The organism is Streptococcus suis YS161 (assembly GCF_002760245.1).
GTDB lineage: Bacteria > Bacillota > Bacilli > Lactobacillales > Streptococcaceae > Streptococcus > Streptococcus suis_I.
On record NZ_ASCA01000056.1, the window covers coordinates 1 to 25,352 of the forward strand.

At 39.6% G+C, this 25,352-nt stretch carries 22 protein-coding genes, 1 tRNA gene, 1 other RNA gene and 2 pseudogenes; 19 read left to right on the forward strand and 7 right to left on the reverse strand.

Annotation, left to right across the window (positions count from 1 at the left end):
- Positions 1-167 (reverse strand): helix-turn-helix domain-containing protein (locus SST111_RS07150; RefSeq protein ID WP_018376841.1); only part of this gene is annotated, 167 nt, incomplete at its 3' end.
- A gap of 202 nt (positions 168-369) precedes the next feature.
- Here SST111_RS07150 and rpsU point away from each other — a divergent pair.
- Both rpsU and galE read left to right on the forward strand, forming a co-directional pair.
- Complete coding sequence (rpsU, locus tag SST111_RS07155; protein WP_000048054.1) at positions 370-546, forward strand: 30S ribosomal protein S21; 177 nt, start codon at positions 370-372, stop codon at positions 544-546.
- A gap of 104 nt (positions 547-650) precedes the next feature.
- Positions 651-1,664 carry a UDP-glucose 4-epimerase GalE gene (gene galE / locus SST111_RS07160; protein WP_099810491.1) on the forward strand — a complete coding sequence of 338 codons (1,014 nt, stop codon included), beginning with the start codon at positions 651-653 and terminating at the stop codon, positions 1,662-1,664.
- A 79-nt stretch (positions 1,665-1,743) separates the two neighbouring features.
- Here galE and mscL read toward each other — a convergent pair whose 3' ends face one another.
- Positions 1,744-2,127 carry a large conductance mechanosensitive channel protein MscL gene (gene mscL, locus SST111_RS07165; RefSeq protein ID WP_024378005.1) on the reverse strand — a complete coding sequence of 128 codons (384 nt, stop codon included), beginning with the start codon at positions 2,125-2,127 and terminating at the stop codon, positions 1,744-1,746.
- A 181-nt stretch (positions 2,128-2,308) separates the two neighbouring features.
- Here mscL and dnaG point away from each other — a divergent pair, with 181 nt between their 5' ends.
- The 4 genes and pseudogenes from dnaG to tnpA (SST111_RS07185) all read left to right on the forward strand — a co-directional run bounded on the left by dnaG (position 2,309) and on the right by tnpA (SST111_RS07185) (position 7,101).
- The gene (gene dnaG, locus SST111_RS07170; RefSeq protein ID WP_099810492.1) at positions 2,309-4,099 is read left to right on the forward strand and encodes a DNA primase; all 1,791 of its coding nucleotides are present in this window, start codon (positions 2,309-2,311) and stop codon (positions 4,097-4,099) included.
- 2 nt (positions 4,100-4,101) lie between these two features.
- Positions 4,102-5,220, forward strand: coding sequence for an RNA polymerase sigma factor RpoD (gene rpoD, locus SST111_RS07175; RefSeq protein ID WP_024377441.1), 1,119 nt, complete (start codon positions 4,102-4,104; stop codon positions 5,218-5,220).
- A 399-nt stretch (positions 5,221-5,619) separates the two neighbouring features.
- Entirely contained in the window at positions 5,620-5,943 is a 324-nt protein-coding gene (locus SST111_RS07180) for a metal-sulfur cluster assembly factor (RefSeq protein ID WP_099810493.1), read from the forward strand.
- A 626-nt stretch (positions 5,944-6,569) separates the two neighbouring features.
- Positions 6,570-7,101 (forward strand): annotated as a pseudogene (gene tnpA / locus SST111_RS07185) (IS200/IS605 family transposase).
- Between the two features lie 143 nt (positions 7,102-7,244).
- Here the strand turns inward: tnpA (SST111_RS07185) and SST111_RS07195 are convergent.
- A complete protein-coding gene (locus tag SST111_RS07195) occupies positions 7,245-7,838 on the reverse strand; it encodes a TVP38/TMEM64 family protein (protein WP_002935545.1) in 594 nt (197 codons plus the stop codon).
- A 109-nt stretch (positions 7,839-7,947) separates the two neighbouring features.
- Between SST111_RS07195 and ssrA the strand changes: the two genes are divergently transcribed.
- The 3 genes from ssrA (at position 7,948) to add (ending at position 9,542) form a co-directional block, all read left to right on the forward strand.
- Positions 7,948-8,295, forward strand: a transfer-messenger RNA (tmRNA) gene (gene ssrA / locus SST111_RS07200).
- Between the two features lie 2 nt (positions 8,296-8,297).
- Positions 8,298-8,385, forward strand: a tRNA-Ser gene (locus tag SST111_RS07205).
- A gap of 149 nt (positions 8,386-8,534) precedes the next feature.
- Positions 8,535-9,542 (forward strand): adenosine deaminase, encoded by a 1,008-nt coding sequence (add, locus tag SST111_RS07210; protein ID WP_099810494.1) that lies wholly within the window; start codon positions 8,535-8,537, stop codon positions 9,540-9,542.
- Between the two features lie 47 nt (positions 9,543-9,589).
- Here the strand turns inward: add and SST111_RS07215 are convergent, their stop codons facing one another.
- From SST111_RS07215 to SST111_RS07225, 3 genes are read right to left on the reverse strand one after another with little or no spacing between them, the layout of a single operon-like run.
- Positions 9,590-10,372, reverse strand: coding sequence for an ABC transporter permease (locus SST111_RS07215; RefSeq protein WP_099810495.1), 783 nt, complete (start codon positions 10,370-10,372; stop codon positions 9,590-9,592).
- 16 nt (positions 10,373-10,388) lie between these two features.
- Positions 10,389-11,096, reverse strand: coding sequence for an ABC transporter ATP-binding protein (locus SST111_RS07220; RefSeq protein WP_024377436.1), 708 nt, complete (start codon positions 11,094-11,096; stop codon positions 10,389-10,391).
- Positions 11,089-11,463, reverse strand: coding sequence for a GntR family transcriptional regulator (locus SST111_RS07225; protein ID WP_014638280.1), 375 nt, complete (start codon positions 11,461-11,463; stop codon positions 11,089-11,091). The genes SST111_RS07220 and SST111_RS07225 overlap by 8 nt, the downstream gene beginning before the upstream one ends.
- Positions 11,464-11,614: 151 nt before the next feature.
- On the opposite strand from SST111_RS07225, the gene SST111_RS07230 reads away from it, so the two are divergent.
- From SST111_RS07230 to tnpA (SST111_RS07245), 4 genes and pseudogenes are all read left to right on the forward strand, one after another.
- On the forward strand, positions 11,615-14,725 hold the full coding sequence (locus SST111_RS07230) for a DNA polymerase III subunit alpha (RefSeq protein WP_099810496.1): 3,111 nt from the start codon (positions 11,615-11,617) through the stop codon (positions 14,723-14,725).
- An 84-nt stretch (positions 14,726-14,809) separates the two neighbouring features.
- Complete coding sequence (gene pfkA / locus SST111_RS07235) at positions 14,810-15,820, forward strand: 6-phosphofructokinase (protein WP_002940961.1); 1,011 nt, start codon at positions 14,810-14,812, stop codon at positions 15,818-15,820.
- 66 nt (positions 15,821-15,886) lie between these two features.
- Positions 15,887-17,392 carry a pyruvate kinase gene (pyk, locus tag SST111_RS07240; RefSeq protein ID WP_024379423.1) on the forward strand — a complete coding sequence of 502 codons (1,506 nt, stop codon included), beginning with the start codon at positions 15,887-15,889 and terminating at the stop codon, positions 17,390-17,392.
- 220 nt (positions 17,393-17,612) lie between these two features.
- Positions 17,613-18,105, forward strand: a pseudogene (gene tnpA, locus SST111_RS07245) (IS200/IS605 family transposase).
- A gap of 217 nt (positions 18,106-18,322) precedes the next feature.
- On the opposite strand, the gene SST111_RS07255 reads toward tnpA (SST111_RS07245), so the two are convergent.
- Positions 18,323-19,432, reverse strand: coding sequence for an NAD(P)/FAD-dependent oxidoreductase (locus SST111_RS07255; RefSeq protein ID WP_014638276.1), 1,110 nt, complete (start codon positions 19,430-19,432; stop codon positions 18,323-18,325).
- Positions 19,433-19,515: 83 nt separating this feature from the next.
- On the opposite strand from SST111_RS07255, the gene SST111_RS07260 reads away from it, so the two are divergent.
- The 6 genes from SST111_RS07260 to SST111_RS07285 all read left to right on the forward strand — a co-directional run bounded on the left by SST111_RS07260 (position 19,516) and on the right by SST111_RS07285 (position 25,006).
- Complete coding sequence (locus SST111_RS07260) at positions 19,516-20,133, forward strand: GDSL-type esterase/lipase family protein (RefSeq protein WP_002935518.1); 618 nt, start codon at positions 19,516-19,518, stop codon at positions 20,131-20,133.
- A 42-nt stretch (positions 20,134-20,175) separates the two neighbouring features.
- Positions 20,176-20,718, forward strand: coding sequence for a signal peptidase I (gene lepB / locus SST111_RS07265; protein WP_024376400.1), 543 nt, complete (start codon positions 20,176-20,178; stop codon positions 20,716-20,718).
- A 188-nt stretch (positions 20,719-20,906) separates the two neighbouring features.
- Positions 20,907-22,718, forward strand: coding sequence for a glutamine--fructose-6-phosphate transaminase (isomerizing) (gene glmS, locus SST111_RS07270; protein ID WP_099810497.1), 1,812 nt, complete (start codon positions 20,907-20,909; stop codon positions 22,716-22,718).
- Positions 22,719-22,865: 147 nt separating this feature from the next.
- Complete coding sequence (locus SST111_RS07275) at positions 22,866-23,507, forward strand: amino acid ABC transporter permease (RefSeq protein ID WP_002940990.1); 642 nt, start codon at positions 22,866-22,868, stop codon at positions 23,505-23,507.
- Between the two features lie 9 nt (positions 23,508-23,516).
- Entirely contained in the window at positions 23,517-24,149 is a 633-nt protein-coding gene (locus SST111_RS07280) for an amino acid ABC transporter ATP-binding protein (protein WP_009909533.1), read from the forward strand.
- 26 nt (positions 24,150-24,175) lie between these two features.
- Entirely contained in the window at positions 24,176-25,006 is an 831-nt protein-coding gene (locus tag SST111_RS07285) for an amino acid ABC transporter substrate-binding protein (protein ID WP_024375821.1), read from the forward strand.
- The last annotated feature ends 346 nt before the right edge of the window (positions 25,007-25,352 follow it).

The window sequence follows — 25,352 nt, forward strand, 5'->3', positions numbered from 1 at the left end:
TTGGAGGTACTAGAGTTCTCTTTTATCACCCTATTTCTCCGAACTTCTTTTGAGATTGTGGATGGGTCTTTTCCCAGCTTAGCAGCGATAGCTGAGAAGGGCTTAAGTTGTTCAATTCCTATTTGAATATCATTGCGATCAGAGAGAGTTAAGTGTTTGTTTTTCATTGTCAGTTACCAACTTGTCCCATAGTAAGTTCTACCTTATTTCTTTGTCTCAGTCTAATTTCCAGTTTTTAAGACAGACTAGAACTTACTTTGGGAATTTAGCAAAATGGGAAAAAGTCGTGATTATGTAAAAAAGTTCTTGACAATCCTTTTAATTGCAGTTATAATAGTATGTAATTTGAAATTGAGGGGAGTGAAAAAAATGTCAAAAACAGTAGTACGCAAGAACGAATCACTTGATGATGCTCTTCGTCGTTTCAAACGTGCGGTTACTAAAGCTGGTACTCTTCAAGAAACACGCAAACGCGAATTCTACGAAAAACCATCTGTAAAACGTAAACGTAAATCAGAAGCAGCTCGCAAGCGTAAAAAATTCTAATTGAATTTGAAAACGGCCGAAAGGCTGTTTTTTGTTTACATTTTACAACAAGTAACATATAATAGGGATATAGAATTTTTGTCCAAGTGAAAAGGAGTAAAGAGATGAGTATCTTAGTTACTGGTGGTGCAGGTTATATTGGTAGTCATACGGTTGTCGAATTGTTGAAGTTGGGGAAAGAAGTGGTTATCGTAGATAATCTTTCAAACTCAAGTATTTTAGTTTTAGATCGCATTGAAACCATCACTGGCAAGCGCCCAACTTTCTATGAGTTGGACGTGGCAGATAAGGAAGCCTTGCGCCAAGTTTTTGAAAATGAAAACATTGAGGCAGCCATTCACTTTGCTGGCTACAAGGCAGTAGGAGAATCAGTGGCTAAGCCAATTATGTACTATGAAAACAATATCATGTCAACCCTAGCTTTGGTAGAAGTCATGGCAGAATTTGGTGTTAAGAAAATTGTCTTCTCCTCAAGTGCGACTGTTTATGGCCTCAATAATCCATCGCCTTTGGTTGAAACTATGCCAACTAGCGCAACGAATCCGTACGGCTATACCAAAGTTATGTTGGAACAAATCTTGCGTGATGTGGAAGTAGCAGATAAGGAGTGGAGTATTGCATTGCTCCGTTATTTCAACCCAATCGGTGCCCATGAATCTGGTTTGATTGGGGAAGATCCGGCTGGTATTCCTAATAATTTGATGCCGTTTATTGCACAGGTAGCAGTTGGTAAACGTGAGGAACTCAGCGTTTTTGGTAACGATTATGATACAGTTGATGGTACTGGAGTGCGTGATTATATCCATGTGATTGATTTGGCGCTCGGTCATATTAAGGCGCTTGAAAAAATTTCAACTACTACAGGTGTACATACTTACAATCTTGGTTCAGGTCAAGGAACTAGTGTCTTAGAACTTGTTCAAGCTTTTGAAAAAGTGAATGGTGTACCGGTACCTTATAAAATCGTTGACCGTCGTCCGGGTGATGTGGCGACCTGCTATGCTAATGCAGACAAGGCTCTAGCTGAACTCAATTGGAAAACAGAGAAAACGATTGAGGATATGTGCCGTGACACATGGAACTGGCAGTCTAAAAATCCAAATGGATATGAAGGATAAAACAATAAGGGAAGCCGATTGGCTCCCCTTTTTTGACAAGAAGAAAACAGGCAAGGTACCTGTTTCACTATCTTATTGATTATTTTTTCAACAAGTCGCGGATTTCTGCAAGCAATTCTTCTTGAGTTGGACCAGCAGGTGTAGCTTCTTCAACAGCAGCTTCTTCTTTCTTAGCCAAGCTTTGAGCTTTTTCCGCAGCCTTAACGATGAAGAAGAGAACAGTACCAACAATCAAGAAGTTGATAACAGCACTCAAGAAGTTACCGTATGCTACACCGTTCCATGATAAGTCAGCGATTTTTTCTGCACCAGCAGCTTTCAAAGCTGGCGTCAAGAACAATGGAGTAATTACATCTTCAACCAATGATTTAACGATTGCACCAAATGCAGATGCAATAATCACACCGACAGCCAAATCAATCACGTTTCCACGGAACAAAAAGGCTTTCAAATCTTTCAACATATCCTAAATATGTCCTTTCATAAATATTTTACTCTATATATAATAACCGTTAAAAATTATTTTACAAGTAATTTGTTTTAGAAATTTTACATTTTCCCGTATTTAGTATACAATAGAGTATGTTAAACTAAGGGGAGAGTGTTCACTTTTTAAATTAGCTAGTATGATATGAGGAGGGAATGTGCTTTCAAAGGATAAAATTACTGAAATAAAACAAGCTCTCAATATCGTTGATGTTATTGGTGAAACGGTTGCTTTGACTAAGGCCGGACGTAATTATGTCGGTCTTTGCCCTTTTCATGGGGAGAAAACCCCGTCTTTCAATGTGATTGAAGATAAGCAGTTCTACCATTGTTTTGGATGTGGTAAGTCCGGAGATGTATTCAAGTTTGTCGAAGAAGTTCGTGGTGTTTCTTTTGCAGATGCGGCAGCTATCTTAGCTGAGAAGGCAGGTTTTCAAGTAGATGTAACTCCTTCCTATCGTCCAGAAGAGAAAAGGGTTAGTCCGCATCAGGTACTGTATGATATCCATCGAGATGCCGCAAAGTTTTATCATGCCCTTTTGATGACAACCAAAATGGGTGAGGAAGCTAGAGCTTATCTACACCAACGTGGCTTGACAGATGATGTCATAAAAACATTCCAGCTAGGCTTAGCTCCTGCCGAACAGAATATTCTTTACCAAAAACTATCAGGTCAATATGACGAAGAAAGTCTATTGAATTCGGGTTTGTTCAATCCAAGTGAGAATAATATTATTTATGACGCCTTTCAAGAGAGGATTATTTTCCCCTTGGCGGATGAATATGGTCGAATTGTAGCTTTTTCAGGTCGGATTTGGACCGAAGAAGATCGAAACAATAAACAATTAGCTAAGTATAAAAACTCTCGTAGTACTGCGATTTTCAATAAAAGCTATGAATTGTATCATTTGGACAAGGCTAAAGCGGTTATTAAGAAGCAACGTGAAACCTATCTCATGGAAGGTTTTCTAGATGTTATTGCTGCTCATCGTGTAGGGATTGATAATGCAGTGGCTTCCATGGGAACAGCTTTGACAAGAGAGCATGTTGCACATCTAGCTAAGTTTTGTAAGAAAATTGTTCTGACTTATGATGGGGATAAGGCTGGACAGGCAGCTACCATGAAGGTGCTGGACGAACTACAAGATTTTCAGGTTGAAATCGTGAGTTTGCCAGATAATATGGACCCAGATGAATTTTTGCAGAAAAATTCGGAAGAAGCCTTGCAACAGGTTTTAACCAAGTCACGAATCAGCGATGTAGAATTTTTGATTCAATACTTGAAACCTGAAAATCCTGACAATCTACAAATGCAGATTGAGTTTGTAGATAAGATTGCACCAATTATTGCCAAAGTATCATCCATTACAGCTCAAAATTCTTATATTTATAAGGTGGCGGATTTACTTTCTGATTTTGATTATAATCAGGTGGAACAGGCAGTAAATGCTGTTCGTCTGAACCAGCGCCAGGAGAGAACACAACAGGTATTTCAATCACAGACTGGTCAGTCTTATTTGCCACCAGTCCAAACGATTGCTCGTATAACGAGTCTTATTCGAACAGAAAACCATTTACTTTATCGGATGGTTGAACATCCTTATATTCTCAATGAGTTCCGTTTACGAGAAGATTTTTATTTTGCGACGCCAGAATTGCAAGCTATTTATGATATGTTAAAAAAATCTGGGGAAATTACCAGTTTTGAACTATCACAGTTGAACGATTCCGCTCAACAGGCTTGGTATCGTATGCAAGAAGAACGTTTACCTAATGAAGTATCTCCACACGAAATCGAAGAATTAGAAATTCGGCGAGACAAGGAATTGTTGAAGAAGGAGAACCAGCACCTAGCACGGAAAATCCGTGAACATTCCCATGTGGGAAATGCAGATATTGCCCTCGATGAGTTGCAAAAACTCCTCGATAGAAGAAGACAAATGGAGTAAATATGACAAATAAAAAAGATAAAAAAACAGAAGTAACTACTTTTGATGTACAAGTTGCCGAATTTATCCGTAACCATAAAAAACAAGGTTCAGCTACAGACGATGAAATCAATGACCAACTGGTTATTCCATTTACGCTTGATGCTGATGGGATTGATGATTTGCTCCAACGTATTCAGGATGCAGGGATTTCAATTGTTGATAAGGATGGAAATCCATCAGCTCGTGCTATGCAGGTAGAGGAAGAACCAGAATTATCTGACGAAGAATTGCTTGGAAGCACTTCTGCAAAAGTGAACGATCCAGTTCGCATGTATTTGAAAGAAATTGGTGTTGTACCTCTTTTGACCAACGAGGAAGAGCAAGAATTGGCATTGGCGGTTGAAGCAGGTGACCCAGAAGCGAAACAACGTTTGGCTGAAGCCAACTTGCGTTTGGTTGTTTCCATTGCAAAACGTTATGTCGGTCGTGGTATGCAGTTTCTTGATCTTATCCAAGAAGGAAACATGGGCTTGATGAAGGCCGTTGATAAGTTTGACTACTCTAAAGGTTTCAAGTTTTCAACTTATGCAACTTGGTGGATTCGTCAGGCTATCACTCGTGCCATTGCCGACCAAGCACGTACAATCCGTATTCCTGTTCACATGGTGGAAACCATTAACAAGTTGGTTCGTGAACAACGCAATCTCTTGCAAGAATTGGGCCAAGATCCAACGCCAGAACAAATCGCTGAGCGTATGGATATGACGCCTGAGAAAGTTCGTGAAATCCTTAAGATTGCCCAAGAACCTGTTTCACTTGAGACCCCAATTGGTGAAGAAGATGATAGTCATCTTGGAGATTTTATCGAAGACGAAGTCATTGAAAATCCAGTTGATTACACAACTCGTGTCGTTCTTCGTGAACAGTTAGATGAGGTATTGGATACTCTTACTGACCGTGAGGAAAACGTATTGCGTCTTCGTTTTGGTTTAGATGATGGTAAAATGCGCACGCTTGAAGATGTTGGTAAAGTCTTTAACGTAACCCGTGAACGCATCCGCCAAATCGAAGCCAAAGCCCTCCGTAAACTCCGCCACCCATCCCGCAGCAAACCACTCAGAGATTTTATAGAGGATTGATTTTGTCTGGGAGACAAAATCAACCGCTCGCTGAAAACAGGAAACGAGCGAGAGTTCGGGGAGGTTTTGACACAAACTTCGTTTGTTTTATCTCCAACCTTCAACAGTCTCCCAGACTGTTGAAGCCTGCCCAGAAATAAGAGAGCAGGCCTAATTTTCTGGGGGAGATAATCGACGTTTCTCACATCATTCGACCATAATGATGTGAGAAATTAGTAAGTCGTCTAGGCAATTCTATTGGGAATTGCCGTTAGTTGAGTAGCTTTTCAAAGCACTCAACTTTGGCGAGTTGAACCGCTCGCTGCAAACTGGAAACAAGCGAGAGTTCGGGGAGGTTTTGACACAAACTTGGTTTGTTTCTTTTCTAGTATTGAAGTTGTGAAAAAGAAAGAGAGAAAAATGACGTACACAGAAGATCAAATTAAAGACATTCAGGAGCGTATTTTTCATGTTCTTGAAGATGTGATTGACCCTGAGCTAGGTATTGATATTATCAATTTAGGGCTAATTTATGAAATCCGATTTATTGAGGGCAAGGCTGAAATTGATATGACCTTGACGACCATGGGTTGTCCATTAGCTGATCTAATTACCGATCAAATTCATGATGTACTGAAGGATGTCCCTGAAGTAACAGAAGTAGATGTTAGACTGGTTTGGTCGCCAGCCTGGACAGTTCAAAAAATGAGCCGTTACGCTCGAATTGCATTAGGAATAAAATAGTTTCAAAAAAGATGATTTCGAATATTCGAAGTCATTTTTTTAGAATTGTTCATGATTTTGTTGAAAAAATATCAATTTTCCACTTGTCAAACAAGAAAATTCGTGTTAAAATGAAAAAGCCTAGGAAAAGTAGTCATACCTATTCTAGCAAATATCAGACCTATATGGGATGAGTAGCTCTGCTATTGATCATAACCAAAGCCTACGGACAGGCGGGTCGAATGCCGAAGCGTGGCGAAAGCCACATTATTGATAGGGTTAAAAGCCTACATTTTATAAGTTGATGTTGGGAAGTTTTTCCTAATTTCTAGTTTTGTCAGTGTGGTGAAAGCACACGTCATCTTGTGAAACGGTCAATAAAGTACGTATATATTTGCACTGGAGAGTAGGAAACGGTAGGCACATAAACTCAAGAGAAGAATAAAAAACGTCAATTTGGATTGTAGAGCAGGATGCACCCTGCTCTTTTTGCTTTGTTATGTGACTTTTAGTCCGTTACGCTCCATAAGGTGCGTGACAAATAAACCACCCGCTATGCGGGTGCGCGATGAAGGTTATACCAAAAAAACTCCAAACGCGATACAATAAAGGTGTTCAAGCCAATTGTAAAGCGAAAGGAGAAAAATATGGCGCAAAAGGCACATAGTTTATCACATACAAAGTGGCTGTGTTCTACCACATTGTCTTCACCCCTAAGTATAGACGAAAAATTATCTATAATCAATATCGAAGTAGTCTTGGAGAGATATTTCGACGATTGTGTAGTTATAAAGGTGTTGAAATTATCGAAGGTCATCTGATGCTGGATCATGTTCATATGTTAGTCAATATTCCCCCGCGGTTAAGTGTATCCAGTTTTATGGGCTATTTAAAAGGCAAGAGTGCTCTTATGATGTTTGATAAACACGCCAATCTCTCTATAAATTTGGTAATCGTCATTTCTGGGCAGAGAGCTTCAACAATTTGGGGAATTGTTGAAGAGTGTAAGTTGGACTTAATGAAGCCACAATTAAGAAATATATACAAGAATAAAGAAATTATCCAGTGGATGATTTCTTCACGAGCTTAAAATCTAGAAAGCGAGTTAAACATGATCTAGCACTTGATAAATTGAGTGTAAAAGAGTATGAAGATTCCTTTAGGGATAATGGCAAGTAGTACGAATGCCTCTTTAAGAGGCTAGTGACGAGTCAAAAGCAGTGAGGCTTGAACAAAGTGAAAGCCAGCGTCTTTAGGCGCTGGCTGGTGATGTGGGCTTATAGCCCTTGTTCAAACCACCCGTTTTCACGGGTGGTTATGACTTATCCTAACAATTGCTGCAACCATTGGCTGCCATAGATCCAAAAGAAGCTATAGGCCACAACTGAGAAAGGGCGACAAAGTAAAGTAATCATAATAAATTTCCGATAGCTCATGCTTGTTAATCCAGTAATCATCACCACTATGTCAGCTGGAGAAATGGGAGAAAGCATGCAAAGAATAAAGAAAATTTCATAACTACGTTTATTATCAATTTTGCTTTCATATTTGTAAAATGTATCTTCAGACATGAAGAGGAGACAAAATTTCTTTCCATAGCGACGAGCCAACCAGAAAAGGATGATACTACCGATTGAAATTCCAAGATAATTGAGAAAGAATCCCCACCAAAAATGAAATACGAGGAAACCTACAACAGTCGTAACACCGCCTGGAATAATCGGAAATACAACTTGAATAATCTGAATAGCTAAAAAGGAGAGGCTACCTAAAGCACCTTGGCTTTTGATTAAATCGCTTAAGACATTTTGATCGTTCAAAATGCCAATCTTATAGAGCCAAAACAGAAAAATAGCAGTCCCGATAAGGGTCAAAATACTTAATACTTGAATGGTTTTTTGCCAAAATTTATACATACTTTCATTTTACCATATTTCAAAATTTTTTTAAATTGTAAGGAAAATGTAAAATAATTTTGCTATTTATAAAAAATTCTGCTATAATAGTTCTTGTATCAAATCCTACGGGGTTGTTACGGATTCGACAGGCATTATGAGGCTTGTTCTGCAACTCATCGGCAGATGTAAAAATGCCAGTTAAATATAACTGCAAAAAATACAAACACTTACGCATTAGCAGCTTAATAACCTGCCTGCGTGACCATTCGCGAATTGCTTGTGTTTGCTGATTGGTCTTAAAATAGCAAGCTACGTTGGGATTGAGTCAGGCAGTTCCAAAAGAGATTTACTGACTCGCTTGGTCTAGGTTTGAGTTATGTATCGAGTTCAAGTTAAAGCAAGACATAACCTATGGTTGTAGACGAATAAGTTAGCAGGTGTTTGGACGTGGGTTCGACTCCCACCAGCTCCATATATGGAAGATTACTCAAGAGGCTCAAGAGGCCGTGTTGGAAACGCGGTAGGCGTGTAACAGCGTGCGTGGGTTCGAATCCCATGTCTTCCGTATGGCAAGAACGATGAAAATCGTTCTTTTTTTCTTGCACTTGAAACTATCTAATAAGAATAATGTTCATTTTTTGCGAAAATTATCTTGTAATTTATCAAAAATGTGATATGATAGTTAACAATATACTTACGAAAGAGGAAGTGTTGATGTTGAATGTACAAGAATTAGCCAAGACAGAATTGCATTGCCATTTGGATGGTTCCTTATCTTTATCGGCAATCCGACAACTTGCCCAACTGGCAGAAATTTCCATTCCAGACAAGGATGAGGAACTCAGAAAATTGGTCAGTATAGAGGGCAAGGTGGATAGCCTGATGACCTATTTGAAAACCTTTGACTTTGTTCGACCTCTTCTACAAACTGAGGAAGCGCTGGAAATAGCAACCTCCGATGTTCTACGTCAAGCATCAGAGGATGGAGTCCTCTATATTGAACTTCGCTTTGCACCAGAATTATCGACTGACAAGGGTTTGACTATTCTGGAAGCTGTGAATGCCGTCTTGCGTGGGATGGAAAAGGCTCAGAAGGAATTTGGTATAGTTGCCAAGCTCTTGGTCTGTGGCTTGAAACAAACTGATCCAAGGCAGACCAGAGAAATCTTTTCTGCTATTGCTGATTTGGCACCCAAAGGATTGGTTGGCTTTGATTTTGCTGGAAACGAGGCAGACTACCCAACTCATGAGTTGGCTGAGTGGATTGACTACACTCGATCTCTGGGTTACCCCATGACCTTCCATGCTGGTGAGTGTGGTTGCGTGACCAATGTAGCCCAAGCTCTGGCCTTGGGTATCAAGCGGATTGGACATGGAACGGCTCTTAGCGGTCACGCTGAGGCTATTCAGGCTTTTGTCAATAGCGGAGCAACGCTTGAGATGTGCCTGACTTCAAATCTCCAGACCGGAGCTGCCCAAACTCTAGCAGACTTCCCCTATGAACAGCTGGTTCAAGCGGGAGCAAAGATTACCATCAATACTGATAATCGAACGGTTTCCAATACAAACCTAAATAAAGAATATCAGCTATTTGTAGAGTATTTTGGAACGACCAAGGAAGAATTTTATCAATTCAACAGAAATGCTATTCAAGCAAGCTTTGCCAGTGAAGTAGAAAAGGCAAATTTACTAGATGTCCTAGCCCAAAAGTATAATTTGTAAAAAGAAAGCTCTAGGCCATGTCAGAACGACCGGCAAAGAGCTTTTTCTTATTGCAGATTTAATTTCTTAGTCATGATAAAGTGTGTACCAAAATAGTAGGCAAAGGCCAGAATGATATTGATCAAGGCCAAGATAGGATTTGGGTATAATGGTAGCGCGGCATTATAAAGGTTCTCTAGATAATTGGTAAAAACGAGAGTCCCAAACACACCAACTACAATTGAAATGCCAATATAGGTCAAAATGGCAAATAGGAGTCGATGGTCTTTAAATAGTTGACCAACAGAAATGGAGAAGTAGATCAGCAAGATTCCCATTGTTGACTCGATAAGTGAATAAAATAAATGAGCAAAAACTACCGACCAGTCTAATTCTTGAATGAGGGTTTGGAGTTCAGGGATAACAAATTCTCCACTTCCGAGCATGAGGACTGCTAAAATAATCCCGATTGAAAGAACAATGTTAACTCCTGCTAAAAAGTACCAAACCAAAGATGCCAAGAGTTTACTTAGAATAATATGGTGGCTTGAAACTGGCAAGGTCATGGTCAAATAGCCCTGACGACCATAGACATTTTTTCTAAATCGGTTAATAACCATGAAAAAGGTGGATAAACCGAGGGCAGCAATCAGGATACCGATGGTCATGAAGGATGTAGCGAAAAGAACCATTTCAGCACCGCTAGGTTCTGTGGTTCCAGCTTGTGTTCGGATTGTCAAAGCTTGTAACCAGAATCCAAGTATTGCAGACAGGACCAATGCCCCAGCATAAATTCCTACATACCATTTCCCAACGGATTGAAATTCATATTTGACTAATTTCTTAAACATAGCAATCTCCTTCTAACTAAGCCTTAAAGTCTTGGCGGAAGAGTTCGTCAATGGACTCGCCACTTTCGATACGGAGGTCATCCACGTTTTCATGGCGAATAACACTACCATATTGAAGGAAAATTACTTCGTCCAAAATTTGTTCAACATCTGAAATCAAATGAGTGGAGATGATCACAGAGGCAGTAGGCGAATAGTTGTTGACGATGGTTTTTAAAATATAATCACGAGCAGCAGGGTCAACACCACCAATTGGCTCATCCAAGACATAGAGTTGTGCCTGACGGCTCATTACCAAGATCAGCTGAACCTTTTCCTTGTTCCCTTTTGACAGGTGTTTCATGCGGCTGTTCAAGTCAATCCCCAGATCTTGCAAGAGGTGAAGGGCGCGTTCCTTGTCAAAGTCCGCATAGAAATCTGTAAAGAAGGTGATAGCATCAGAAACCTTCATGCTTTCATCAAGATAGGTCGTATCTGGGAGATAAGATACAATTGCCTTGGTTTCTGGCGATGGGGTACGACCATTGATTAATACTTGACCATATTCTGGTTGCAACAGACCGTTGATCAATTTAATCATGGTCGTTTTACCTGAACCATTTGGTCCCAAAAGTCCTATGATTTTTCCAGCAGTCAACTTCAAATTGACATTATTTAGGGCGACAGCTCCACCATAAGATTTTGAAACTTGTTGTAGCTCAACCAAAGTATATGCGTTATTCATAAGTGACTCCTTTCAAATAATCATCTAACTGGCCAGTGAGGTCGTCGTGTTTGAAACCCAAATCTAACATATTGTTCACAAAATTCTCGAGTTCTTTTTGTGCTAAATGTAGGCGAGTTTGTGTAATCAATTCTTGATTATCTGTTACAAAACGACCTGTTGTGCGAACCGAATAAACAAAGCCTTCCGTTTCTAAATCAGACAAAGCGCGCTGAACGGTATTTGGATTGACGCCAGCAATTTCGGCTAAGTCACGAACAGTGGGAAGTTTATCTCCAGATTTTAATTGATTAGTCACAATCTGCAATTTAATAGTATTGCTGATTTGAATATAGATGGGGATGTTATTATCAAATTTCCAAGCCATAATCATTTCCTTTCTAGGATGACACCGTGTTTATGTCTTATCTTAATAATACAACAAACTATATAAATTAGCAAGAAAAATGTTTTGAATTTTTAAAAAATATTTTTGGATAAATATTTGATATAATAGAAGAAATAAAAAGGAGAAGACCATGCTGGCACAACTAGATACAAAAACCGTCTATACCTTTATGGATAGCATGGTGACCATTGAAGAATATGTAAGAAGAGCTAAGTCGCTGGGCTACCAAGCCTTGGGGATGATGGATAAGAATAGTCTATATGCGGCTTACAGTTTTATGGAAACTTGTCAGAAGGCAGGAATACAGCCAATCATCGGCTGTGAATTGGACTGGCAGTTGGAGGGGCAGGAGCGAGAAGTGACAACTCAGTTGATTGCCTTGACCACCAAGGGCTATCGAAATCTCTTGAAAATATCGACTGGAAAAATGACTGGACAGGATAACTTTGAAGATATTCGCCAGTATTTAGTCGACATAGCAGTGGTTGTTCCTTATTTTTCTGGCATTGAGCACCTTGAGTTAGGTGTTAACTATTATATCGGAGTGACGGTTGATACACCAGTTCAAGACTTTAAGCAAGCAATACTCCCAATTCATACGGTTCGTTTTTTCGAGGAGAACCAGATGGAGAGCTTGCAGGTCCTTCATGCCATTCGGGACAATGTGCCGCTCAATCAAGTGGCGGATTTGGATAAGCGACAAATTCTTTTATCTGCGGATAGTTTAACCAGTCTATTTTCTAGTCGTTTTCCTCAGGCGGTAGACAATCTGCGTGACTTGGTTGTAGGTATTTCCTACCAATTAAATACTGACTTGAAGTTACCTCGTTTTAATCGTGACAGACCTGCAGTGGAAGAATTATACGAGCGCTCCTATCAAGGATTAGAAGAGATGGGCTTGACTAATTCACTGTATAAGGAACGCTTGGAAAAGGAATTATCCATTATTCATCAAATGGGATTTGATGATTATTTCTTGATTGTATGGGACCTACTTCGTTTTGGACGTAGCCAAGGGTACTACATGGGAATGGGGCGCGGTTCAGCTGTTGGAAGCCTAGTTGCCTACGCCTTAAATATCACAGGCATTGATCCTGTTAAGCATAATCTTCTCTTTGAACGCTTTCTCAATGCTGAACGTTATTCAATGCCCGATATTGATATTGATATTCCAGATATTCATCGAGCAGATTTTATTCGTTATGTACGAGATCGTTATGGTTCAACCCATGCTGCGCAAATTGTAACCTACTCGACTTTTGGAGCTAAGCAGGCCATTCGTGATGTATTTAAGCGTTTCGGAACACCTGAATATGAGTTAAGTAATATTACCAAGAAAATTTCATTTAGGGATAGTCTTACTTCTGCCTATCAGCGAAATGCCGCTTTTCGTCAGATTATCAATAGTAAGATAGAGTACCAAAAAGCTTTTGCGATTGCTCAACAAATTGAAGGGCAACCCCGACAGACTTCTATCCATGCAGCAGGGATAGTGATGAGTGATGAGGACTTGACAGATACCATCCCTCTTAAAATAGGGGATGACATGCTGGTAACCCAATATGATGCACATGCTGTTGAGGCGAATGGTCTGTTGAAAATGGATTTCCTTGGCTTACGAAATCTGACCTTTGTGCAAAAAATGGCAGAAGGAGTACGTGAACGTTATCAGCAGGAAATTGATATTGCCAAGATAGATTTAGAAGACAAGAAAACCTTGGAACTTTTTGCTGCTGGTCGGACTAAGGGAATTTTTCAATTTGAACAGCCTGGTGCGATTAGCCTGCTTCGAAGGGTCAAACCTGGTCGATTTGAAGATATAGTTGCAACAACGAGTTTGAATAGACCGGGGGCTAGTGATTATTCGGATAACTTTGTAAAACGCAAACATGGACAAGAGACAGTTGATTTGTTGGACCCAACCATTGCTCCTATTTTACAACCGACTTATGGTATCATGCTTTATCAGGAACAGGTCATGCAGATTGCACAGGTCTATGCAGGATTTACGCTTGGCAAGGCGGATTTACTCCGCAGGGCGATGTCTAAAAAGAATGCCCAGGAAATGCAGGCAATGGAAGCGGAATTTTTACAGGGAGCACTGAAAAACGGACATGCTGAAGAGAATGCAAGGGAAATATTTGGCATGATGGCTAAGTTCGCTGGTTATGGTTTTAACCGTAGCCACGCCTATGCTTATTCAGCCTTAGCCTTTCAAATGGCCTATTTCAAGAGTCACTATACGGATGTCTTTTTTGATGTCATGCTCAATCATTCTAGCAGTGCTTATATTGAAGATGCGATGCAGTTTGACTTTGAGGTAGCCCGACTAACGATTAACAATATTCCTTATCACGATAAGTTTGATCAAAGTAAGGTTTACCTAGGATTAAAAACACTAAAAGGTTTGCCTAAAGATTTAGCTTTATGGATATTGGATCATCGTCCCTATAAGTCTGTAGAAGATTTTATTTTGCGCTTGCCAGATAATTTCAAGAAAAAAGATTTACTAATCCCTCTTATTCAGATTGGTTTATTTGATGATTTTGACGCCAATCGTAAAAAGATTATTGAAAATCTAGACAATCTCTTTGTCTTTGCAGAGGCAATTGGTACATTTTTTGCAGAGGAGAGTTATAGTTGGACAGATGTGGAAGATTACAGCGACAGCGAAAAATTTATGCTAGAGCAAGAATTGCTAGGTGTTGGTATTAGTCCGCATCCGTTAGTCAATATTTGTCGAGAGTCTAAGCGTAGTTTTACAGATTTGGCTGATTTAGCGGTTGGTAATCGAGTGACCGTTCTTGTGCAGATTCAAGCTATTCGATTGATTCGTACCAAAAAGACTGGGGAGCAGATGGCGTTTCTTCGAGTGACAGATACCAAGAGGACGCTTGAAGTAACTCTTTTCCCAGACTCTTATCGCCAATACGCTTCTATTTTGGAAGAAGGGGGAATGGGATACATCACAGGTAGAGTGCAAGAGCGCGATGGACAGTTGCAATTAGTTCTAGAAAAATTAGAGCCTGTCAGTTTGGAGAAATTTTGGATTCTTCTGGAAAATCGAGAACACGATTATGCTGTTGCTCGTATTTTGGATAAATATAGAGGAAGCATTCCAGTAGTACTTCATTATCAAGATAGTAATCAGACAATTCAGGCTGAGCACCACATGGTTATGAAAACGCCTCAATTAGAAGAAGAGTTAAGTGAATTTGTTATGAAAACGATTTTTCGATAAAAAAATAGCAAAAAGTCAAGCAAGTTTAGGTTAAGTATGTTATAATAGGGCAGTTAAAATGAAAAGTTAAAGGAGCATTAACGAATGAAACGTATTGCTGTTTTGACCAGTGGTGGTGATGCCCCTGGTATGAACGCTGCTATTCGTGCAGTTGTTCGCCAAGCAATTTCAGAAGGAATGGAAGTTTATGGAATCAACGAAGGTTACGCAGGTATGGTTGCGGGTGATATCCATGAATTGTCTGCACGTTCTGTAGGTGATATTATTTCACGTGGAGGAACATTCCTTGGTTCAGCTCGTTATCCAGAATTTGCCAAATTAGAAGGGCAACTTAAAGGGATTGAGCAATTGAAAAAACATGGTATCGAAGGTGTAGTTGTTATCGGTGGTGATGGTTCTTACCACGGAGCAATGCGCTTGACGGAGCATGGTTTCCCAGCTATTGGTGTACCTGGTACAATTGATAATGACATCGTAGGTACAGATTTTACAATCGGTTTTGATACAGCTGTAACAACTGCTATGGATGCGATTGATAAAATCCGTGATACTTCATCAAGTCACCGTCGTACTTTCGTTGTTGAAGTAATGGGACGTCATGCGGGAGACATCGCTCTTTGGGCTGGTATTGCTTCTGGAGCAGATGTTATCGTTGTTCCAGAAGAAGACTTCAATATCAACGATATTGTTGACCGTATTAAAGCGGGCTACGACAATGGTAAGAAACATAGCATCATTGTTTTAGCTGAAGGTGTTATGCCAGCTGCACAGTTTGCTGAAGAATTGAAAGCAGCAGGCGATACAAGTGATCTTCGTGTGACAGAACTTGGTCATATCCAACGTGGTGGTTCTCCAACAGCGCGTGATCGCGTACTCGCTTCTCGCATGGGTGCTCATGCCGTTAAATTGCTTAAAGAAGGCCGTGGAGGTCTTGCAGTAGGTATCCGTAACGAGCAAATGGTTGAAAATCCAATTCTTGGTACTGCGGAAGAAGGAGCATTATTCAGCTTGACTGCAGAAGGTAAGATTGTCGTGAACAATCCACATAAAGCAGATTTGGATCTGGCTGAATTGAACCGTAACTTGTCAATCTAATTTGACATTTCATTAAAGTGTTATTAAGGGTCATAAGACCATTAAATAAAAAGGAGTTTTGTTAAGATGAATAAACGTGTAAAAATCGTTGCAACCCTTGGTCCTGCGGTAGAAATCCGTGGTGGAAAAAAATTCGGTGATGATGGTTACTGGGGTGAAAGCCTTGATGTAGAAGCATCAGCACAGAAAATTGCTCAATTGATTACCGAAGGTGCAAACGTATTCCGTTTCAACTTCTCACACGGTGACCACCAAGAACAAGGTGAGCGTATGGCAACTGTGCGCCGTGCGGAAGAAATTGCTGGTAAAAAAGTTGGTTTCTTGTTGGATACAAAAGGTCCAGAAATCCGTACAGAATTGTTTGAAGGTGATGCAAAAGAGTTTTCATACACAACTGGTGAAAAAATCCGCGTAGCAACTAAACAAGGCATTAAGTCAACTCGCGATGTTATTGCATTGAACGTTGCTGGTGGTTTGGATGTATTTGACGATGTTGAAGTTGGTAAACAAGTTCTTGTTGACGATGGTAAACTAGGTCTTAAAGTCATCGAAAAAGATGCTGAAAAACGTGAATTTGTTGTTGAAGTTGAAAACGACGGTGTTATCGCTAAACAAAAAGGTGTAAACATTCCTTATACAAAAATTCCTTTCCCAGCTCTTGCTGACCGCGACAACGCTGATATCCGTTTCGGTTTGGAACAAGGTTTGAACTTCATCGCAATTTCATTCGTTCGTTCAGCAAAAGATGTTGAAGAAGTTCGTAACATTCTTAAAGAAACTGGTAATGAGCACGTTCAATTGTTCTCAAAAATCGAAAACCAACAAGGTATCGACAATATTGATGAAATCATTGAAGCTTCAGATGGTATCATGATTGCTCGTGGTGACATGGGTATCGAAGTACCATTCGAAATGGTTCCAGTTTACCAAAAAATGATTATCACTAAAGTGAATGCAGCTGGTAAAGCAGTTATCACAGCAACAAACATGTTGGAAACAATGACTGAAAAACCACGTGCAACTCGTTCTGAAGTATCTGACGTATTCAACGCAGTTATCGACGGTACTGACGCAACAATGCTTTCAGGTGAGTCTGCAAACGGTAAATATCCAGTTGAATCAGTTCGTACAATGGCAACTATTGCTAAAAACGCACAAACTCTTCTTAACGAATACGGTCGTTTGAACTCTGATCACTTTAACCGTGCATCTAAAACAGAAGTTATTGCATCTGCAGTAAAAGATGCTTGTCACTCAATGAACATCAAGTTGGTTGTAACAGTTACTGAAACTGGTTACTCAGCTCGTTCAATCTCTAAATACCGTCCAGATGCTGACATCTTGGCAGTAACATTTACTGAGAAAGTACAAAAATCATTGATGCTTAACTGGGGTGTTATCCCGGTTGTAACAAACCGTCCAGATTCAACTGACGATATGTTTGATTTGGCTGAACGCATTGCCAAAGAACAAGGTCTTGTTGAAGCAGGAGATGATATTGTTATCGTTGCTGGTGTGCCTGTAGGTGTTGCAGGTTCAACAAACACTATGCGTGTTCGTACAGTAAAATAATCAAAAAGGTCCTTTTGGACCTTTTTGTCGTGATTATGTGACTTTTAGTCCGTCACGCTCCGTAAGGTGCGTGACAATAAACCACCCGCTATGCGGGTGCGCGACGAAGGTTATACCAAAAAAACTCCAAACGCGATACAATAAAGGTGTTCAAGCCAATTGTAAAGCGAAAGGAGAAAAGTAAGGCACTCAGGAACATAGTTTATCACATACAAAGTGGTTGTGTTCTACCACATTGTCTTCACACCTAAGTATAGACGAAAAATCATCTATAATCAATATCGAAGTAGTTTGGGAGAAATATTTCGACGTTTGTGTACTTATAAAGGTGTTGAAATTATCGAAGGACATCTGATGCCGGATCATGTTCATATGTTAGTCAGTATTCCTCCGCGATTAAGTGTATCAAGTTTTATGGGATATTTAAAAGGTAAGAGTGCTCTAATGATGTTTGATAAACACGCCAATCTCTCTATAAATTTGGTAATCGTCATTTCTGGGCAGAGAGCTTCAACAATTTGGGGAATTGTTGAAGAGTGTAAGTTGGACTTAATGAAGCCACAATTAAGAAATATATACAAGAATAAAGAAATTATCCAGTGGATGATTTCTTCACGAGCTTAAAATCTAGAAAGCGAGTTAAACATGATATAGCACTTGATAAGTTAAGTGTAAAAGAGTATGAAGATCCCTTTAGGGATAATGGCAAGTAGTACGAATGCCTCTTTAAGAGGCTAGTGACGAGTCAAAAGCAGTGAGGCTTGAACAAAGTGAAAGCCAGCGTCTTTGGGCGCTGGCTGGTGATGTGGGCTTATAGCCCTTGTTCAAACCACCCGTTTGACGGGTGGTCATGATTTATTTATTGGTTAGATAACAACTAGTCTTAGTATCTACATTTAAAGAGTTAGTAGAATCTAAACGTATCGTATCTTATTTTTTGAGAATATATCTATTTGGAGAATATGGTGTACGGTCAAAGTTTGTTTCTTGGTTGAGAATTTCTTTAGCAATTTGCCAACCGATAATTGGGCCATTTGTCAGACCGGTGGAGCCTAGACCACTAGCTACCCAGACATTAGGCATATCCTCAATATTTCCGTAGAATGGTGAATAAGTTGAAGTATAGGCGCGCGTTCCAATGCGAGTTCTGGCTACAGGATAGTTTGCCAAATCAGGCATGAATTCGGCTATTTTATCATGCATGGCTTGGATTTTTTCAGGGTCTAGTTCTAAATCGTAGCCCATATCATCTTCATGAGTTGCACCAATAATGATTTTTCCATTTTCAAATGGTAGGATGTCAATCTCTCCGTAAGGCATACAAACTGGCCAATTGTCGGTATCGAATTCTGTATCTAATTCGAACAATTGTCCTTTTTGTGGTCGAACATCCACTTGATAACCAAGAGGTTCAAGAATATGTGGCAACCAGGCTCCTGTGGCTAAGATAATATGGTCAGCAGTAAGCACTTGATTATCTACTTCGACAGTATGGTTGTCGAGCAGTTTTGCTTGTCCGTAGATACGTGTACCGCCATTTTTCAAAAATTGTTCCTGAAGAATATCAATCAAACGCCCACCATCAATACGACCGCCACCTTCTAAATGGATACCAAAATAGTCTGGTTTAAGTAGTGGTAGGTACTGGTTAATTTCCGAGCCTATAAGCGGAGTAATTTCGCCAATAGTCGGAGTATCTACGCGACGTTCCTCGGCAATTTTTTGGATTTTATCAAGTAGTTCAGGCTTACTTTTTAGGCCGATGGTTCCAGTCTGTTTGAATGGAATTTCAGTAGCACCCGATTTTTCCAAATCGGCTACCAATTGACGGTAGAAAACAGCGCCATCGGAAGTCAGCTTATACCAGTCTTTATTTTTTTTCTGAGCCATCCATGGGCAGATGATACCTGCGGCAGCTCGTGTGGCTGTTCCGACACCTGAATCAATGAGAGTAAGATTGACTTGTTCTTCTTGGGAGAGATAAAAGGCTGCAGTAGAGCCAACAATTCCTCCGCCTATAATAATAACTTGTTTTTTCATAAGTTAATTATATCACAAATTTAGAAGTTTATTTATTTTTTTAACATGATACAATGGAAAATAAGAAAAATTGAGGAGTTCGTGTGTCAGATATAATGTATCCTGAGGTCCTAACCGTTGGAAGTGGGGCCGTAAAAGTTGCAACAGTCGGAGATAGTTTGACTTATGGATATGGCTTGGAGAATCGTGAAAAAGATGCCTATCCTTGTATTCTAGCTGAGAAACTTGGGCATCACTATCAAGTTTCAAATTATGGATTGAGTGGGCGTTCACTTCAGTCAACTGCAGATTTTCCTTACTTTAAAGAGAAGAATGCCCAACTTTCACTTGAGAGTGAAGCAGATATTGTCATCATCATGATTGGTAGTAACGATAGCCGAGGACCATATTGGAATAGGGAGAGGTTTATTCGAGAGTATAGGGAAATGGCAGAGCAGTATATGGATTTACCAAGCCAGCCGGATGTTTATTTAGTCATCCCACCTTACGTACCAACCAGTCGTTTTGGATTGAATAATCAAATTATTGAAGATGAATTACAAAAAATTATCCCAGCTATCGGAAACGAACTTGGTTTACCAGTTATTAACCTTTACACTGTGACGGAGGGACATCTTGAATACTATAGCGATGGTCTTCATTTGACACCGCTAGGAAATCAAGTTATTGCTGAAGAGATTTACCAGCATCTCAGACACTAATGGCTCTAAATTGTGGTATAATACTAGTGAAATGGAGAGATTATGGTAAAAAGAGATTTAATAAAACAAATCAGTTTATTGGTCTTATTGATTTTGGGAATCATTGGCCTACGATTTTGGTTACTTGAGCCGGTCACGATTACCCCTGAGATGGCAAATAGTTATTTGAAGGAAAATGACTTTATCATGACGGTGCGAAATGTCCGCCCGATTCATGGAGATTTTATTTTGTATAACCATGAGGGAAAAGAGTATGTAAGTCGTGTGATTGCCTTGGAAAACGAGACGGTTACCTATATGGACGATGTTCTCTATCGTAATGATATTATCGTTACAGAGAACTATTTAAAAACACCTCATTCACAAGAAAGTTATACAGATGACTTTACATTGGAAACCTTGACAAATGGAAAGTACAACGTCATTCCAGAGGGGCACTATTTGGTGTTGAATGATGTACGAACGAATCAACAGGATAGTCGTAGTTTTGGTTTGATTTCTAGTGAGGATATTGTTGGTAGACTGACTTTTCGGATTAGTCCACTTTCAGAATTTGGTTTTATTAAGACAGGGCTGGTTCAGTAGAATCAGCTTTTTTATTGTGTTGAGATGACTGGAACTGTATTTTGAAATTAGACTAGACCAATTAAAATGTTGACAAGGATAAAAACTTGTTATATACTGATTTCACTGGTCTTTTTAGATATAAATTAGACTAGACCAATTTTTAAAGAAATGAAAGCCGATGTTAACAAACATCGTAGGTGATATGTATGTGTGGAATCGTTGGTGTTGTAGGAAATACAAACGCAACTGATATTTTGATTCAAGGACTTGAAAAATTAGAATACCGTGGTTATGATTCAGCAGGTATTTTTGTGACGGGTGGTGAGCAGGCTCACTTGGTAAAAGCAGTAGGTCGCATTGCAGAATTGTCTGCAAAAGTTGGTGATAAGACCGAAGGAACAACAGGAATCGGTCATACTCGCTGGGCAACTCATGGTAAACCAACTGAGAACAATGCTCACCCTCACACTTCTCAAACTGCTGGACATATCCTAGTTCACAACGGTGTGATTGAAAACTACGCAGAAATCAAGGAAGAGTATCTTGTAGGTCATGACTTGAAAGGGCAGACAGATACAGAAATTGCTGTACACTTGATTGGTCAATTTGCAGAAGAAGGTTTGTCAACTCTAGAAGCCTTCAAAAAAGCATTGAAGATTATCCAAGGTTCATATGCCTTTGCCTTGATTGATGCTACGGATGCAGATACAATCTATGTTGCCAAAAATAAATCTCCACTTTTGATTGGTCTTGGTGATGGCTATAACATGGTCTGCTCAGATGCCATGGCTATGATTCGTGAGACAAGTGAATACATGGAAATTCACGATAAGGAATTGGTTATCGTGAAAAAAGATAGTGTTGAAGTCATGGACTATGATGGAAATGAGATTGAACGTGGCAGCTATACAGCTGAGCTTGATTTGTCAGATATTGGTAAGGGAACTTATCCATACTACATGCTCAAGGAAATTGATGAGCAGCCAACTGTTATGCGTAAATTGATTAGCGCCTATACAAATGAAACTGGTCAGGTAACAGTTGACGCGGATATTATTAAGGCAGTACAAGAAGCTGACCGTATCTATATCTTGGCTGCTGGAACTTCCTATCACGCAGGATTTGCCTCAAAAGACTTCTTGGAAAAATTGACAGATACACCAGTAGAGTTGGGAATTTCATCTGAGTGGGGCTACAATATGCCACTTTTGAGCAAAAAGCCACTCTTTGTCATGATTAGCCAGTCAGGTGAAACTGCTGACAGCCGTCAAGTATTGGTTAAAGCTAATGAAATGGGCATTCCAAGTTTGACTGTAACCAACGTTCCTGGTTCGACCCTATCACGTGAGGCAACTTACACCATGTTGCTCCATGCAGGACCAGAAATTGCGGTAGCTTCTACAAAAGCTTACACTGCACAGATTGCGACTTTGGCAATCTTGGCTAAGGCTGTCGGTGATGCAAATGGCAATGCCTACGCGAAAGAATTTGACTTGGTGCATGAATTGTCCATCGTAGCTCAATCTATCGAGGCCAGCTTGTCAGAAAAAGAAGTGATTGCTGAAAAAGTTGAAAAACTCTTATCAACCACTCGCAACGCATTCTATATCGGTCGTGGCAGTGACTACTACGTTTCTATGGAAGCAAGTTTGAAATTGAAAGAGATTTCATACATCCAATGTGAAGGCTTTGCGGCCGGTGAATTGAAACACGGTACCATTTCATTGATTGAAGACGGTGTTCCTGTCTTGGCCTTGATTTCAAACCATCCACACCTTGCAAGCCATACTCGAGGAAATATTCAGGAAGTGGTGGCGCGTGGTGCCAATGTCTTGACAATTGTAGATGAAGCAGTAGCTAAGGAAGAAGATGACATCACTGTTACAACTGTTCATCCATTCTTGTCAGCGATTGCTATGGTGGTTCCGACACAGTTGATTGCTTACTATGCGACATTGCAACGCGGTTTGGATGTTGATAAACCACGTAACTTGGCGAAATCTGTAACAGTTGAATAAATATGAACGGATTTGGGTAGCCAAATCCGTTTTTTCAGAAAAATATTCGGAAATTGCATTAAATTTTATAAAAATTCTGAAAAATCCTTTGAAATACAAGATATTTTCTGATATACTATTACCTAATCACTCTTTTAGGAGAATTCTATGGATTATGTTTTGGAAGTTCTGCCCAGTCTACTAAATGGTGCTGCAGTCTCCTTGCAAGTATTTTTTCTAGTATTGATATTATCCTTGCCATTAGGAGCTGTTTTCGCTTTTTTAATGCAGATTAAATTTAAACCCTTACAATGGTTATTGCATTTCTATGTATTAATTATGCGAGGAACCCCCTTGCTTTTACAATTAATTTTTGTTTATTACGTTTTACCAAGTGTGGGTATTACATTTGACCGAATGCCTGCTGTAATTCTGGCCTTTACGCTCAACTATGCGGCCTATTTCTCTGAAATTTTCCGTGGTGGTATTGAAGCTATTCCAAAAGGTCAGTACGAAGCTGCTAAGGTATTGAAATTTACCCCTGTTCAGACCATTCGCTACATTGTCTTACCGCAGGTTGTGAAAATTGTCCTGCCAAGTGTTTTCAATGAAGTCATGACTTTGGTAAAGGATACTTCTTTGGTCTATGCACTTGGGGTTAGCGATTTGTTGTTGGCTAGTCGTACTGCTGCCAATCGTGATGCCAGCTTGGCACCTATGTTTATCGCAGGTGCAATCTACCTATTGATGATCGGTGCGGTAACACTGATTTCTAAACAAGTAGAAAAGAAATTTGATTATTATAGATAGGAGGAAGTCATGTTAGAGTTACGCAATTTGTCAAAACGCTTTGAAGATAAACAGATTTTCTCCAACTATGATTTGGTCATTCCAGAAGGGAAAATTGTTGCCATCGTTGGTCAATCTGGTGGAGGTAAGACAACTCTTTTACGAATGTTGGCTGGTTTAGAGACTATTGATTCAGGAACTTTGATGTATAATGGTCAAGAACTGCCGTTAGAGGAGTTGGGAAAACGACATTTGCTGGGCTTTGTCTTCCAGGACTTCCAGCTTTTCCCGCACCTATCCGTATTGGAAAACTTGGTTCTCTCTCCTATGAAAACGCAAAATATGTCGCGTTCAGAGGCGGAAGACAAGGCCCTTAAACTCTTGGATACTCTTGGACTTGCTAACCACGCAACTGCCTACCCATTTTCATTATCGGGCGGACAGAAACAACGTGTGGCCTTGGCGCGTGCGATGATGATTGATCCTGAGATTATCGGCTATGATGAACCAACTTCGGCCCTAGACCCTGAATTAAGAAAAGAAGTTGAGAAACTGATTCTTGAAAATAGGGCTACTGGAATCACGCAAATTGTGGTCACCCATGATATGCAGTTTGCTGAGAATATCGCAGATGAAATCATCAAAATTGAACCGAAACACTAAGAAAAGGAACAAATATGATGATGAATATTAAAAAAATGATGCTTGGAGCTCTTGCTCTTGTAACTTCTTTGACTCTTGCTGCTTGTGGCTCCAATGATTCGGCTACTAAGTCTGATAATTGGACCGCCTACGAGTCTGAAAAATCCGTTACGATTGGCTTTGATAAGACCTTTGTCCCAATGGGATTTGAACAGACAGATGGTTCTTACACAGGTTTCGATATTGACTTGGCTAATGCAGTCTTTGAAAAATATGGAATTACTGTAAAATGGCAACCAATTGACTGGGACTTGAAAGAAACTGAATTGAATAACGGGAATATTGATTTAATTTGGAATGGTTATTCTATTACAGATGAGCGTAAGGAAAAAGTTCTTTTCACAAATCCCTACATGGATAACCAACAAGTTCTTGTAACCAAAAAATCTTCCAATATTAGCCAAGTATCTGATATGAAGGATAAGATTTTAGGTGCACAAGCAGGTTCATCTGGTTATTCAGTATTTGAATCACAACCAGCTATTTTGAAAGATATTGTTCAAAATAACGATGCAAGTCAGTATGCGACCTTCAATGAAGCCTTGATTGACTTGAAAAACGATCGTATTGATGGCCTTTTGATTGACCGTGTGTATGCAAATTATTACTTGCAACAAGAGGGAATTATCTCAGATTACAACATCATTGATGCAGGTTTTGAAAATGAAGCCTTTGCAGTCGGTGCTCGTAAATCAGATACGACGCTCGTAGAAAACATTAATAAGGCGTTTGCTGAATTATATAAAGAAGGTAAATTCCAAGAAATCTCCCAAAAATGGTTTGGTGAGGATGTTGCAACCGATGCAGTAAAAAACTAATAATATAAGAAAAAGAGCCATGTGCTCTTTTTCTTAAAAACCAAATTTAAGGTATAGTCATTTGAATTATAGTAGTTTGAATTAGGAAAAGGACAATTTTGAGTTATAGTGTTAATAACCCACTCCTAAAATAACTTTAGAGTTCTCAAATTGACAAACTTAGGCATGTCCTATTTCTAATTCACTCTACTATATCTTTGATACATCGTCACTTTCGTCTTGCCATACTTTAGTATAGCCTGCGCCTCAGTTCCTTGTCTGAAAGCTAATTCATTCGACTATACCAAATAAAGTTAATATTTTATTGTCGATTCTTATTTTTCTAGGGAATGGCTTAACGATTTTA